This is a genomic window from Ruegeria sp. YTSA075 (genome assembly GCF_059610245.1).
The window spans coordinates 293,917-308,097 of sequence record NZ_JBXWNG010000003.1; the positions used below are offsets into that span (position 1 = coordinate 293,917).

14 protein-coding genes are annotated in these 14,181 nt (G+C 58.4%); 5 read left to right on the forward strand and 9 right to left on the reverse strand.

Going from position 1 to position 14,181, the window contains the following annotated elements:
* Positions 1-72 precede the first annotated feature (72 nt).
* From AC2FGE_RS07480 to AC2FGE_RS07500, 5 genes are all read right to left on the reverse strand, one after another.
* Entirely contained in the window at positions 73-588 is a 516-nt protein-coding gene (locus AC2FGE_RS07480) for a CarD family transcriptional regulator (protein ID WP_170532727.1), read from the reverse strand.
* A gap of 283 nt (positions 589-871) precedes the next feature.
* Positions 872-1,210 carry a ferredoxin FdxA gene (fdxA, locus tag AC2FGE_RS07485; protein ID WP_353007833.1) on the reverse strand — a complete coding sequence of 113 codons (339 nt, stop codon included), beginning with the start codon at positions 1,208-1,210 and terminating at the stop codon, positions 872-874.
* A 65-nt stretch (positions 1,211-1,275) separates the two neighbouring features.
* A complete protein-coding gene (locus AC2FGE_RS07490; protein WP_496818585.1) occupies positions 1,276-1,641 on the reverse strand; it encodes an RNA-binding S4 domain-containing protein in 366 nt (121 codons plus the stop codon).
* Positions 1,642-1,647: 6 nt separating this feature from the next.
* On the reverse strand, positions 1,648-4,458 hold the full coding sequence (locus tag AC2FGE_RS07495; RefSeq protein ID WP_496818586.1) for a helicase-related protein: 2,811 nt from the start codon (positions 4,456-4,458) through the stop codon (positions 1,648-1,650).
* Positions 4,459-4,480: 22 nt separating this feature from the next.
* Positions 4,481-5,050, reverse strand: a complete 570-nt coding sequence (locus AC2FGE_RS07500) for a tetratricopeptide repeat protein (protein ID WP_496818587.1) — start codon at positions 5,048-5,050, stop codon at positions 4,481-4,483.
* Positions 5,051-5,119: 69 nt separating this feature from the next.
* Between AC2FGE_RS07500 and AC2FGE_RS07505 the strand changes: the two genes are divergently transcribed.
* The 4 genes from AC2FGE_RS07505 (at position 5,120) to AC2FGE_RS07520 (ending at position 10,301) form a co-directional block, all read left to right on the forward strand.
* A complete protein-coding gene (locus AC2FGE_RS07505; protein WP_480548969.1) occupies positions 5,120-5,410 on the forward strand; it encodes an SCP2 sterol-binding domain-containing protein in 291 nt (96 codons plus the stop codon).
* Positions 5,410-6,357, forward strand: coding sequence for an alpha/beta hydrolase (locus AC2FGE_RS07510; RefSeq protein ID WP_496818588.1), 948 nt, complete (start codon positions 5,410-5,412; stop codon positions 6,355-6,357). The genes AC2FGE_RS07505 and AC2FGE_RS07510 overlap by 1 nt, the downstream gene beginning before the upstream one ends.
* Positions 6,358-6,461: 104 nt before the next feature.
* On the forward strand, positions 6,462-8,282 hold the full coding sequence (locus AC2FGE_RS07515; protein WP_496818589.1) for a M3 family oligoendopeptidase: 1,821 nt from the start codon (positions 6,462-6,464) through the stop codon (positions 8,280-8,282).
* Positions 8,283-8,453: 171 nt separating this feature from the next.
* Positions 8,454-10,301 (forward strand): amidohydrolase, encoded by a 1,848-nt coding sequence (locus tag AC2FGE_RS07520; RefSeq protein ID WP_496818590.1) that lies wholly within the window; start codon positions 8,454-8,456, stop codon positions 10,299-10,301.
* Between the two features lie 51 nt (positions 10,302-10,352).
* On the opposite strand, the gene AC2FGE_RS07525 is transcribed toward AC2FGE_RS07520, so the two are convergent.
* The 4 genes from AC2FGE_RS07525 to AC2FGE_RS07540 all read right to left on the reverse strand — a co-directional run bounded on the left by AC2FGE_RS07525 (position 10,353) and on the right by AC2FGE_RS07540 (position 13,872).
* Complete coding sequence (locus AC2FGE_RS07525) at positions 10,353-10,622, reverse strand: DksA/TraR family C4-type zinc finger protein (RefSeq protein WP_496818591.1); 270 nt, start codon at positions 10,620-10,622, stop codon at positions 10,353-10,355.
* A 56-nt stretch (positions 10,623-10,678) separates the two neighbouring features.
* A complete protein-coding gene (locus AC2FGE_RS07530) occupies positions 10,679-11,653 on the reverse strand; it encodes a Gfo/Idh/MocA family protein (protein WP_496818592.1) in 975 nt (324 codons plus the stop codon).
* A 141-nt stretch (positions 11,654-11,794) separates the two neighbouring features.
* Positions 11,795-12,691, reverse strand: coding sequence for an RNA polymerase sigma factor RpoH (rpoH, locus tag AC2FGE_RS07535; protein WP_496818593.1), 897 nt, complete (start codon positions 12,689-12,691; stop codon positions 11,795-11,797).
* A 146-nt stretch (positions 12,692-12,837) separates the two neighbouring features.
* On the reverse strand, positions 12,838-13,872 hold the full coding sequence (locus AC2FGE_RS07540; protein ID WP_480548955.1) for an RluA family pseudouridine synthase: 1,035 nt from the start codon (positions 13,870-13,872) through the stop codon (positions 12,838-12,840).
* On the opposite strand from AC2FGE_RS07540, the gene AC2FGE_RS07545 reads away from it, so the two are divergent.
* Positions 13,871-14,176, forward strand: a complete 306-nt coding sequence (locus AC2FGE_RS07545; RefSeq protein ID WP_496818594.1) for a DUF6476 family protein — start codon at positions 13,871-13,873, stop codon at positions 14,174-14,176. The genes AC2FGE_RS07540 and AC2FGE_RS07545 overlap by 2 nt on opposite strands.
* The last annotated feature ends 5 nt before the right edge of the window (positions 14,177-14,181 follow it).

Sequence of the window (14,181 nt, forward strand, 5' to 3'; positions counted from 1 at the left end):
GGCATAGCACAATCTAGATAGAAAAAGCCGCCCTGATGTCAGAGCGGCTTTTAAAACTCAAAGTCAGTGCATTCAGGCAGCAGCAGCACGCGAGGTCAGAACCTCATCCACCTGCTTGGCCGCCGACAGCTCACCCGCGCCGGACACAGCGGCAACTTCGCGGGTCAGGCGTTCCAGCGCGGCTTCGTACAGCTGACGCTCGGAATAGCTCTGCTCGCGCTGATCGTCGGTGCGGTGCAGGTCGCGAACCACTTCTGCGATTGAGATCAGATCGCCCGAGTTGATCTTTTGTTCATATTCCTGCGCCCGGCGCGACCACATGGCGCGTTTCACCTTGGCCTTACCCTTCAGCGTTTTCATCGCCTGGCTGATCACGTCCGGCGAACTAAGCGAACGCAGCCCGGATTCGGTGACCTTATTGGTCGGCACCCGTAAGGTCATCTTGTCTTTCTCGAATGAGATGACAAACAGCTCAAGCGAATAGCCCGCGACTTCCTGTTCCTCGATCGAGATGATCTGTCCCACGCCATGGGCGGGGTAGACAACATAGTCGTTGGGGCGGAACTCAAGCTTTTTCGACTTTGTCATTCAATGTATTCCTTGGTTTTGGACCGGTACGCAGACGACAAAACACCACAAGCGGGGACTGTTTCAGCCCCGACAGGCGGCATATTTATCATAAATTCAGAACTCCAAAGCGAGCATACTTACGGAGTGCATCCCGATCTCAGTCATCATGTAAGGACAGATTATATCACAAAAATGCGACACCCGAAAGTTTACCTAAGGTAAATTCGCAATATTTGACCTGATTTCAGCCAATTAGCACGCTGTTCTGAGGAATATCGGTCCCCAATGCGAGACGAATCGCTTACCCGCCTTCGCCGGGGGCTTCGGAGAAATATTTCTCCATCTTGCCCTCTTCGCCGTCGCGTTCTTCTGCTTCGGGCAGCGGATCCTTTTTGGTCACGATCACCGGCCAAATTTCCGAAAACTTGCGGTTAAATTCAACCCAGGTCTCCATTCCCGGTTCAGTGTCCGGGCGGATCGCATCGGCGGGGCATTCGGGTTCGCACACGCCACAATCAATGCATTCGTCGGGATGAATGACCAGCGCATTCTCACCTTCATAAAAACAGTCCACCGGGCACACTTCGACACAGTCGGTGTATTTGCAGGCGATGCAGTTTTCGGTGACGACATAAGTCATTGCTGAGTTCCCGTATGATCTTTGGCGCTTAGCTAATTCAGACTGGCCCTTTCTTCAAGGTCAGATCAGTCATCCAGCGTGCGAGAAAGATCAATTGCCCGCCGATCTTTCTTGGTTGGACGACCTTTTCCCTCGAAACCAGGATTCGTGGATCGCACCTCCTGTTTCGGGGTCAAATCCGAGTACAGCGTTTGTGCCTCGGCTGCCGGACCACGCCTATCACCCAGCGCCTCAACCTTGACGACCCGAACAGTGCGGGCCTGTGGGAAGGTCAGAACATCGCCGGGACCCACCACTTGCGCAGGTTTCAGAATCCGGTTTCCGTTCAATCGCACATGGCCGCCGCTGACCTGTTTGGCGGCCAGGCTGCGGGTCTTGAAGAACCGCGCCTGCCACAGCCATTTGTCGATCCGCAGCTTGGCCTGATCCATGACGGATCAGTTACCGCCCTTCAGACCCATCAGCGCTGCTGCAAACGGGTTGTCGGGATCGATGGCCTTTTCCTTTTTCGGAGGCCGCGCCGAGAAGGATTTAGCGCCTTGCGGCTTGCCACCCTTTTTGCCTTGCGGCTTGCGACTATCCTGAGGTTTCCCACGCGGCTTGCCTTTGCCCTGCCCCTGCTCGCGGCGCGGGCCGCGATTTTGCTGGCGCTGACGGCCCCATGTGAAGGTGTAGAACACCTCGACCTCGGGTTCATCACTTGCGGGTTCTGCTGCCGGAGCCTCGGCTGCTGCCTCGGTGCTTTCGGTGGCCTCGGCTGGCGCCTCGGCGGGTGCGACGACCTCATCACTCGAAGCCTCGACGGCCGGGGTTTCTTCGGCGGCGGATTGCTCAGCCGCTTCAGTCGCAGGTGCCTCAGCCGGTGCAGCTTTGACCTTTTCACGCTCGCCGCGTTCGGCCTTGTAGCCCAGCCCCTGCATCAGGTCCGCGAACTGTTCCAGCGTCATGCCCGTGATCGACAGCATGTCGGGCTTGGCTTCAAAGCCACCCCGGCTGTCCTCGGCCCGCAGCATATCGGCGAGACGTTCCAGCATGTCGATCCGGATCGAGCGCTCGCCCGCGTCGCGGTAGCCACACATGGTGTCGTATCCCTGCGGCGCATCCTTGGCGACGGGCACGGTGACCAGCCCCGGAGGTGGGGCTTCGGGGAATTCCTGCAGGCCGCTGGACAGCGCCCAAAGAACCAGACGCAAGCGCGTAGGTGCCGGCTTCAGCAGCAGCGGCATGAAGATGGTGAACTGACCAAAACGGATTCCGTGCTTGCGCAGCGCGCCGCGAGCGTCCTGATCCAGATCCTTGACCTCGTGCGCGACCTGCGCGCGGGGCAGCACGCCCAACGCCTCGACCATGCGGAAGGCAAAGCCTTTCGCCAGACCGGACAGTTCTTCGTCTCGCGACAGGTTCAGCAGCGGCTCGAACAGCGCGGCCACTTTGCGGTCGATGAAGTGCTGCAGTCGGCGCTGCACCTTCTGTTCGACGTCCGGACCTGCGGCCTCATCCACAAAAACCTCGACCATCGGCTTGAGAGGCTCGGCCCCGGCAACCAGTTTGCCGACCGCATATTCGCCCCACATCAGGCCGCCCTGATCAGTGAAATCAATTTCGGTATCGGGCGCATTGTAGAAGCGATCAGCACGCAGATGGAATTGCGGCGCGAGGGCTTGCAGAGACGCCGATTTCAAGGCTTTCGCCTCAGCCCCTTGCGCAGCCTTGTCCGGAGAAAACCGGAACCCTTCCAGACGACCGACGAATTCGCCTTCGACGGTCACTTCACCCTTGTCATTTACTTCGGCCAAAAGGGCCTCCTTCTGTTTGAGCCGGCGCAGCAACACGGATGTGCGCCGGTCCACAAATCTTTGAGTCAAACGTTCGTGAAGAGCATCTGACAGCCTGTCTTCTACAATGCGCGTCTCGTCCCGCCAATGCGATTCGTCACGGACCCAGCCGTTTCGTTGCGCAACATAGGTCCAGGTGCGAATATACGCCAACCTTACGGAAAGAGCATCGATATCGCCATCTGCCCGGTCGATACGTCGCACCTGCCGGGCCATGAAATCATCGGGGATAGACCCGCGCTCGTGTAGGTGGCCAAAGATCACTTCGAGCAAACCTGCATGTTCGGCGTGGCTGATCCCCCGGAAGTCGGGAATACGGCACACATCCCATAGCAAACGGACCGATGGCCCGTCGCTGGCGCGGGCCACAACCTCGGTCACTTGTGACAGGGATTTCAGGGCGTTCAGGTCATCAGCCGGGCGCGCCTTAACCAGGTTTTCGCCCTGGGGACTAGCCTCAAGCGCGTCAATCAGTGCCTCAATCGAGCCAAAACGAAGGGCAGCATTTCGCCAATTTAGCTTTTTCATCGGCGTAAACCGGCTGTCCATGATCGCCTGCGCCACGCCTTCATCCAGCGGCGCGGCCTCACCGGTCACACCGAAGGTGCCATCTGACATGCCCCGCCCAGCCCGGCCTGCGATCTGGGCCAGCTCATTCGGGGCAAGCGGGCGCATCCGGCGACCATCGAATTTGGACAGGGACGAGAACGCCACATGGTTCACATCCAGGTTCAACCCCATCCCGATGGCATCGGTCGCGACCAAATAATCGACCTCACCATTCTGATAGAGATCGACCTGTGCATTGCGCGTGCGCGGGCTAAGCGCGCCCATCACCACCGCCGCGCCACCCTTCTGGCGACGAAGCAGTTCGGCGATGGCATAGACATTGTCGACCGAGAAGCCGACGATGGCGCTACGTGCGGGCATCCGGCTGATTTTCTTCGAGCCGGAATAGACCAACTGCGACATCCTCTCGCGCCGTACGAACTGCACCTCGGGGATCAGCGTTGCAATGGGGCCGCGCATGGTATCCGAACCCAGAAACAGGGTCTCATGGGTTCCACGGGACCGCAGTAAGCGGTCGGTGAAGACGTGACCGCGTTCCGGATCAGCGCAAAGCTGGATTTCGTCGATGGCGACAAAATCAGCCCCCATCCCTTCGGGCATCGCTTCGACCGTACAGACCCAATACTGGGCACGGGGCGGCACAATCCGTTCTTCGCCCGTGACCAGAGCCACAACAGACAGGCCGCGAATGGCGACGATCTTGTCATAGACCTCGCGCGCGAGCAGCCGCAGCGGCAGGCCAATGACGCCCGTTCGATGCCCCAGCATGCGTTCGATTGCGTAATGGGTTTTGCCTGTATTCGTCGGGCCAAGTACGGCCACTACCCGGGATGACCCGCTCACCTGTGCCCCCTGCCCCAGTGTCTCAGAGAGATGAGCCCTCGACCTGAGGCTTTAGTCGATTCACCGCATTGGTTACTTCTTCGTGATGGGGATGTATAGCCAGCGCGCGCTGATAGGCATCGAATGCGCGCTTGGGCTTGCCCACAACCTCAAAGATCAGGCCCAGCCCATAGATGGCCTCGTAGTTATTGGGGTTCAGAGTCAATGCGTATTCCAGATCGGCAGCGGCCATGCCGAAGCGCTCTTGCCCAAAGAAGGCCGAAGCTCGCACATGCCAGCCTTCGGCGAAATCAGGGGCGTGATCGGTCAGGGCTGTCAGATGCTCAATGGCAGTTTCGACATCCCCATCATCCAGCGCCTCTCGCCCGCGCTCTAACAGCAGGTCCGCCGAGGCCGAGCCGGATTGAGACCAAAGTGCCTGAAGCTGACGGTCCAGACCAATGGCCTGCTGCGGCGTTGATTGCGCCAGTTGCTGTAACAACTGAGTCTCATCCCGGGAATCAGCCTCTTGCGCGGCGCAAGTTCCGGAAAACATGACTAGCAGCGCGATTGCCGCAACGATACCTTTGAGATTGTTTGTTGCAATGCCCATAACAATGCTCAGTGTAGCGTTGCGACCGGGGATGTCCATTCACGGCGCACAAACAAAATGAGGAGCACCATGAGCGACACTTTGGAAGCAGCCGTATCCGCGCTGAATGAAAAACTGGCGGGTGGCGACTTTGACGCCTCGGCCAAATTTGCAATTGCCGATCTGGGCGCAATCATTCTCGATTCGGACGGTGCGCGCATCAGCGATGACGAAGCAGACGTCACCCTAAGCGCCGATGCCGATACGTTTCAGGAGATTCTCAGCGGCGCGCTGAACCCCACGGGCGCATTCATGTCCGGCAAGCTGAGCGTAGATGGTGACATGGGCGTCGCCATGAAGCTTGCCTCGGTGCTGGCCTGATGGAACTGTCGCCGGCCCCCTTTTACGAAGATGTGGCCGGCGGTCCCGCCGGTGGTGCGGCTCATTGGTTGCAGACCACGGACGGGCCCCGCATTCGCATGGGCCATTGGCGGCCTCAGGGCGATGCAAACGGCACGGTATTTATGTTTCCGGGCCGAACCGAATATATTGAAAAATACGGCAGCACCGCTGCGGAGTTTTCCGAACGCGGGTTCGCCATGTTGGCTGTCGACTGGCGCGGTCAGGGCTTGGCAGATCGGTTGCTGGACAACCCCCGCATTGGCCATGTGGACCGTTTCCCGGACTATCAGCATGACGTGCGGGCCGTCATTGATCTGGCCACGCAGCTTGACCTGCCGAAACCCTGGTATGTGATCGGGCATTCGATGGGTGGGGCCATCGGGTTTCGCGCGGTTGTCGAGCAGGGATGCTTTGCCGCCTGTGCCTTCACCGGCCCTATGTGGGGCATATTCTTCACGCCTGTCATGAAACCGCTCAGCCGTCTGACGGCCTATTGGGGCACTGCGCTTGGCCTCGGCGAACGGACACCGCCGACAACCTCGCTGGACAGTTATGTGCTGTCGCAGCCGTTCAAGGACAATGTGCTGACCCGCGACGCGGCGATGTTCAAGATGATGCAGGAACAGTTGACCGCACATCCTGAGTTGTCGCTTGGCGCACCGTCCAACCGGTGGCTGCGCGAGGCGTTGACAGAATGCGCCTGGCTGATGGATCAACCCGCCCCTAATACACCCTGCCTGACCTTCCTGGGCAGCCACGAACAAATCGTGGACCGTAAGGCGATCCGTACCCGCATGGCCAACTGGCCAAACGGCACGCTGGTCGAAATCCCCGATGGCGAACACGAAGTGCTGATGGAAGCACCCGATGTGCGTGGCCCGGTTCTGGATCAACTGGCGGCTCATTTTCTGGCGCATTCGTCATAGGGCCTCCTTAACGCATGCGTTGATAACGGTTGTGCCAACTGCCCGCTTGTGATCCCGGCGCGGCAGCCCTAGATGTTTGCCAAAGCAGTTTCAAAAGGTGATCTATGCGCGACCTTCCCTTTCCCGTCCGTGATGCAAACGCTGTAGGTGGTACTGACAATCTGGGCAACCTGCCGGAATGGGATCTGAGCGATCTTTACGCATCCGAGGACGCGCCTGAACTGGCACGTGATCTGGATTGGCTGGAAGATGAATGCGCCTCTTTCGCGTCAGACTACGAAGGCAAGTTGGCCGATCTGGATGCCGATGGCCTACTGACCTGCGTGCTGCGAAACGAAAAGATCAATGCAATTGCCGGGCGGATTATGTCCTTCGCTGGTCTGCGCTACTACCAACTAACCACTGATGCGGATCGCGCGAAATTCCTGTCGGACATGCAGGAAAAGATTACTATCTTTACCACGCCACTGGTCTTCTTCACCCTCGAACTCAACCGCATCGACGATGACGTGCTGAAGGCGCATTTCGACGCGAATACCGATCTGGCGCGATATGAGCCGGTCTTCCGCCGCATCCGCGCGATGAAGCCTTATCAACTCTCTGATGAGTTGGAAAAATTCCTGCACGATCTGGGCGTTGTTGGCGATGCCTGGGAACGCCTGTTCGACGAGACCATCGCGGGTCTGACCTTTGACGTTGACGGCGAAGAGCTTAACATAGAAGGCACCCTGAACCTTTTAACCGAGCAGGACCGCAGCAAACGCGAAGCTGCGGCGCGCGAACTGGCATCAGTGTTTCAGGACAACATCAAAACCTTCGCCCGTGTGCACAACACGCAAGCCAAGGAAAAGGAAATCGTCGACCGCTGGCGCAATATGCCGACTGCGCAGACCGGGCGTCACCTGTCGAACGATGTTGAACCCGAAGTGGTCGAGGCCCTGCGCGAGGCAGTCGTGGCCGCCTATCCCAAGCTGAGCCATCGGTATTATGAACTGAAACGCAAATGGCTGGGGCTGGACGTTATGCAGGTCTGGGACCGCAACGCGCCCCTGCCGATGGAAGACACACGCATCGTTGGCTGGGATGAGGCCGAACAGACACTGATGGACGCCTACAATGCGTTCGATCCGCGTATGGGAGAGATCGCGGCGCCCTTCTTCTCAAAAGGTTGGATTGATGCAGCGGTAAAGCCCGGCAAAGCGCCGGGTGCGTTTGCGCACCCCACCGTGACCGACGTGCATCCTTACGTGATGCTTAACTATCTGGGTAAGCCGCGCGATGTGATGACTCTGGCGCATGAACTGGGCCACGGCGTGCATCAGGTGCTGGCCGCTGATCAGGGCGAGATGCTCTCATCCACGCCGCTGACACTGGCCGAAACCGCATCGGTCTTTGGAGAAATGCTGACCTTCCGCAAGATGCTGGATCAGGCAGAGACTCCGGAACAGCGCAAGGTGCTGCTGGCCGGTAAGGTCGAAGATATGATAAACACGGTCGTCCGCCAGATCGCCTTCTACGACTTCGAATGCAAACTTCACGCCGCCCGCCGCGAGGGCGAACTGACCCCGGACGACATCAACGCCCTGTGGATGAGCGTTCAGGCCGAAAGCCTTGGTTCCGCGTTTGAATTCATGGACGGATATGAGACCTTCTGGGCCTATATCCCACATTTCGTCCACTCCCCCTTCTACGTCTATGCCTATGCCTTTGGCGACGGCCTCGTGAATGCGCTGTATTCCGTTTATGAGAGCGGCGCCGAGGGGTTCGAGGACAAGTATTTCGAAATGCTGCGCGCTGGTGGTTCGAAACACCACAAGGACCTGCTCGCCCCGTTTGGACTGGACGCCAGCGACCCGAAATTCTGGGACAAGGGCCTATCGATGATCTCGGGCTTTATTGACGAGTTGGAAGCGATGGAAAGCTGAATCAGGACAGGCCAATAATCGCTTTGTCCGCTTCGCGGACAAAGCTGTCTTTGACTTTCCAAATGATTGCAACGTTAACTCGTCGCCAATCGTCTGCCAAACTGCGGCGACCGCCCTGCTGCGGTTTCTAGGTGCCACGTCAAATTGAGAAGTTACTGAGAGCCGATCTAAATGACCAAACATGTTTATGGATGCGCTTGTTGTAGCGCGGATTTCGGAAAGCTGTTTCGCTCGAATGTTGCTGTCGGCGACCTCAGGGAAAAGGCGGCATCGGGCGACGGCTGGTCCTGTAACTGGGGCTTTGATCTGGGCAGCCTCGGGCGGCGGGACTTCCTGAAAGGCGGTGCGGCAGCGGCAGGCCTCGCGGCTATGGTACCTGTGCAGGCTCAAGCACAATCCAACACGACGATCGTCTTCACGGGGGGTACCGTCCTAACCGTGGACGACAATTTTTCCGAGGCCGAAGCGATTGCCATCCGCGGCAACCGCATTCTGTCTGTCGGAACCGAAGGCGAAGTCCGGGCCGTTGCCGGCGCAGATGCGCTTGTCGTCGATCTGGCCGGCAAGACCGTGTTGCCCGGTTTTGTCGATCCGCACACCCATGTGATCGCCGGGTCCGTCGTCGACGCGGTAATGGAATACGTTGGGATGGCGCGCTTTGCCACAGTGGCGGAGGTTTTGGATCATATAACCCAGCGGGCCGCTGGAACGCCTTCCGGGGAGTGGCTCGTCTTTCGGAATTTAGATCCTGCGGTTCAGGAAGGTCTGGATGAACTAACCTTCGCCGACCTCGACCCGATCTCGACGGATCATCCAATTTTTGTCTTCAATGCCTCCGGGCACCTCGCGTATGCAAACTCTACAGCCTTCGAAGTTGCCGGAGTGCCCGCGGACGTTGAGAACCCGTCGGGCGCTGAGTTCGTCCGCGATGCCAACGGCAACCTGACCGGCGTCATGAAGAACAACGTGTCTTTCCTGCAAGTCCTCAGGGCGTACCCGGCGCTTGCAACGACGGAGCCGGTGGACGCTGTCGTCGACTTACTGTCGAAATGGAGCCAACATGGCCTCACAACCGTCAGTGAATTGAGCCTCGGTGGCCTCTCGCAGTCGCCTGTGGATACGCAAGTACTGCTTGGCGCCGCCGCCTCCGGACGACTGCCGGCGCGCATACGGGCTTATCCCTTCTATACCATCGGTGCCGAGGCGTGGGACGAGGCTGGTGTGGTACCCGGCACCGGAAACGCCATCGCGCGCGTCACGGGCTACAAGCTGGTGGCTGATGGCTCTAATCAGGGCTTTACCGGCCTGCAGAGAGAACCCTATCTCAATTCCGACAGTCTTGGACTGGCCTATACCGCCCGTGAAGACCTTATCGACCTTGCCGTAGACAGAGCGACCAAGGGCTGGCACCTCGCGATACATGGCAATGGCGATGCCGCAATTGACAACGTGCTTGACGCCTGCGAGGCGGTCCGCGACGCGGGTGTCGACATGTCACGGGTCCGGGCGCGGATCGAGCATTGCTCGATTCTGCACGACGAACAGATCGCACGCATGAAAGACCTTGGGGTTTCGGCCAGCTTTCTGATCGGGCACGTGCACTATTGGGGCGTTGCAATGCGCGACGAGGTCTTTGGTGAGGAAAAGGCGCAATTGCTCGACCGCTGCAAGAGTGCAGAGGACGCTGGTGTTGGCTTTTCCTTGCATTCGGACTTCATGGTGACCGACCCTGTGCCCCTGCACATGATTGAGATGGCGGTCACGCGGAAAACATGGAAGGAGCCAGATTATGTTCTGGCCCCTCAAGAACGCATCTCAGTTGAGTCGGCCATCCGGGCGGTCACATCCGAGGCTGCGTGGCAATTGTTCTCTGACCATGAGATCGGAAGTTTGGAGCCGGGCAAGTTCGCCGACCTAGTGATCCTCGACAGTGACCCTCGCGCTGTCGACCCGGACAGCCTTAAAGACATCAAAGTGGTCGAAACGTGGATGGACGGGCGGCAAGTCTACAAGGCCTAGGTTACACTGTAATTTGGGTTCTGCTCTGGGCTCAAAGCAGCCAAACCAACCTTACCGCAACTGACTGTCCTTCGACCCGCGTCGATTGATCTCACCGCGTGCCTTGAATGCCCCATCCCGCTCCTGCTGGCACTCCAGACACAGCTTCACACCCGGCAAGGCGATGCGTCGTTTCTCGGGGATCGGTTCCTCGCATTCCGCGCAATGGGTCAGGCTTTCTCCTACGGGACGCTTTTGCACCCGCATCCGGGCCAGCTCGTCCGATATCGACGCCTCGATCTGTTCGCTTACAGCGCCATCGCGTGCCCAGCCGCCTGCCATGGGGTCTCTCCTGTGTCCAAGGTGGTCAGGATAGCCAAGCCAGCGCGTAAGGCAAGTTACAGGGCCACGGCCCCATCAAACACCCGATCAATCATCTGTTGTGTCCCGCGCGAAAATTCCAGCGGGCACGGGTAGTCGGCACCGTCGCGCACCGACCGGCAAAACGCCTCAATCTGCAGCTTATAGTGATCATCGCCTGGAAAGCGCATGACCTGCATCTCAAGCCCGGGGCAGTGCAGTTCCACCCGCGCCTCGCCAAAGACGCGCGCGTTGAACGGGGCTGTCAGGCGGATCACGCCGCTTTCGCCGTGAAACACCATTTCCTGATGCGGGTGCATCCGGATCGAAACATAGGCCGAATAGGTGAAATCAGGAAACTGCGCGCGGATTTCGGTAAAGATGTCGATATCGTTCTGCCAGCGTATCGCCGATTGAACGCTGTCAGGCTCTTGCCCTGTCGCAAACCGCGCCGAGCCGATCACATAGACGCCTATGTCCCGCAGGCCGCCGCCGCCTGTTTCCGCCTTATTGCGGATGTTTCCAGTATCCGCGCGGTTGTCGAAGCTAAACGCACCGGTCACATGCGCCAGCTTGCCGATTGCCCCATCGGTGATCAGTTTGCGGACCAACTGCCACTGCGGGTGGTGGACAATCATATAAGCCTCGGCCGCCAACAGACCGGTCTGATCGCGTTTGTCGATCAAGGTGTCGAACTCTGCGGCGCGCATGGTCATCGGCTTTTCGCACAGAACGTGCTTGCCTGCGTCCAGTGCCTTCAGGCTCCATTCCACATGCATGTGATTTGGCAAAGGGATATAGACCGCATCAATCTGAGGGTCCGCCAAGATCGCATCATAGCTGTCATAGACATGCAGATCCGGGCAAAATGCCTGAAACGGGGCGGCCTTCGCCGGATCCGAGGTCGCAAGCCCATAAAGCTGTGCGCCGTCCGCCGCGTGGATTGCAGGGGCGAGATATTGCTGCGCGAATTTCGAAGCCCCAAGAACGCCCCATCGAACCGGTTTCTGCATTTTCCCCTCCCGTTAGCGCAACCATAGCTGTTTTCTATGTAGCGGGAGATGACGGTGCTGTCATGCGGCTTTCCACCCGATCGGCCAAAAGAAAACCGGCTCAACTGGGTTGAGCCGGCTCCACCTGCATTCGACGTGCTTTTAGGCCGTGCTGAGCATGCCCTTTTCACGGGCCAGTTCGCGCATCTTCTTTTGCAACTTCTCAAAGGCGCGCACTTCGATCTGACGGATGCGTTCGCGGCTGACATTGTACTGCGTGCTCAGTTCTTCCAGCGTAACGGCCTGATCCATCAGACGTCGCTGGGTCAGGATATCTTTCTCGCGATCGTTCAAGACATCCAACGCAGCGGCAAGCAGCTCGCGCCGGGCTTCCAACTCATCGCGCGCCTCATAGTCACCGGCCTGGTCGGCATCTTCATCTTCCAACCAGTCCTGCCACTGCATGGTACCTTCGCCTTCGGACCCCACGGTCGCGTTCAACGAGGCGTCACCACCGGACATCCGGCGGTTCATGCTGATCACTTCGTCTTCGGTCACGCCCAGATCTTCGGCAATCTTCTTGACGTTTTCAGGACGCAAATCACCTTCTTCCAGCGCTCCGATACGGGCTTTGGCCTTTCGGAGGTTAAAAAACAGTTTCTTTTGCGCTGAAGTTGTACCCAGCTTGACCATCGACCAAGACCTCAGGACGTATTCCTGAATCGAGGCGCGAATCCACCACATGGCATATGTAGCCAGGCGGAAGCCCTTTTCGGGGTCAAACTTTTTGACCGCCTGCATTAGGCCCACATTAGCTTCGGAAATCACTTCGGCCTGCGGCAGCCCATATCCGCGATAGCCCATGGCGATCTTAGCCGCCAGACGCAGGTGCGACGTGACCATTCTATGCGCGGCTTCAGTGTCTTGCTCTTCAACCCAACGCTTGGCCAGCATGTATTCCTCTTCCGGATCCAGCAGAGGAAACTTGCGGATTTCCTGCATATAGCGGTTCAGGCCGCCCTCAGGCGTCGGTGCGGGGAGATTTGCGTAATTGGCCATATATGATGTCCCTCCGACAAATGTTTAGCTCTTTAACATAGGAGATAGGTAAGGAACCCACCCCTTTCAAGAGGTACCGTTAACAGTTTGGAATTAAGCTTTGGTAAAGGAAAGATAAGAAAACCTTACTCACAGCAGTTTGCGGATTATGTCAGCGGCGCATGCAGAGTGTCGATCAAAACCTGCATATCGGCTGGCAATTCGGCCTCAAACCGCAGGTTTTCACCTGTGACCGGGTGTTCAAAGCCCAAAACTGCGGCATGCAACGCCTGACGTGGAAAGGCGCGCACCGCCTCGGCAGTTGCGGCGCTGAACGCTTTGGCCGCCAGCTTGCGTTTGCCGCCATAGACAGGATCCCCCACCAGCCCGTGGCCAGCATGGGCCATATGGACTCTGATCTGATGCGTGCGACCGGTTTCCAGCCAGCATTCGATTAGCGCCAGCCCCACAGGATTGCCAAAGCTCTCGACGACCCGTGCGCGCGTGACGGCATGACGCCCGCCATGAAACAGTACAGCCTGTCTTTGCCGGTCCGTCTTATGCCGCGCCAACTGCGTGGTTAGCCGCATGATGTTGCCTGGCTCGAAGCTTACGCCCTTCACCCCACGCAAGCGCGGATCATTGGCATCCGGCACCCCGTAGCAGATGGCACGATAATAACGCTCAACACTATGCGCCTCGAACTGGGCGGCCAACCCGTGATGCGCCGCGTCTGATTTAGCGACGACCAGCAAGCCACTGGTTTCCTTATCTATTCTATGAACGATACCGGGGCGCTTGACGCCACCGACTCCGGAAAGATCATCGCCGCAATGATGCAACAGCGCATTCACCAGCGTTCCCTTAGGCGAGCCTGGCGCCGGATGTACGACCATGCCCGCCGGTTTGTTGATCACGATCAGGTCGGAGTCTTCAAAGACAATCTCCAGCGGAATATCCTCGGGGCCGATATGGCTGTCTTCAGCCTCGGCAACCCAAATAACCACCGCAGCTCCCTCGGCCACTTTGTATTTCGGATCAAAAATTGCGACACCATCAATAGACACTGCGCCCTCTTCGATCAGGCGGGCCAAGCGGGTGCGTGACAGGCTCTCATCGGCTGGCACATCCCGCGAAAGGGCCTTATCAAGACGAGGCGGCGGATCGGCCGCGATCTGAAACTCTATCTGGCGGGTGCCCATGACTGTTCCTTCCGACCCCCAAGACGAACCGCAAGAGACGTCGCAATTGCGATTGCTGCGGCGCATGGTCATGCTGCTGACCGCGGTGATGATTGGCGGGGTTCTAGTGACATTCGCACTGATTGTCATCCGCCTATCGGACCGCACCCCCACCCTGCCCGATCAGGTCGAATTGCCCGATGGCGCACGCGCGCAGGCGGTGACGATTGGCAACAACTGGTACGCCGTAGTGACCGATGACAACCGCATCCTGATCTTCGACAAGACGACAGGTAACTTGCGGCAAGAGATACCCGTAGACTAAACCGG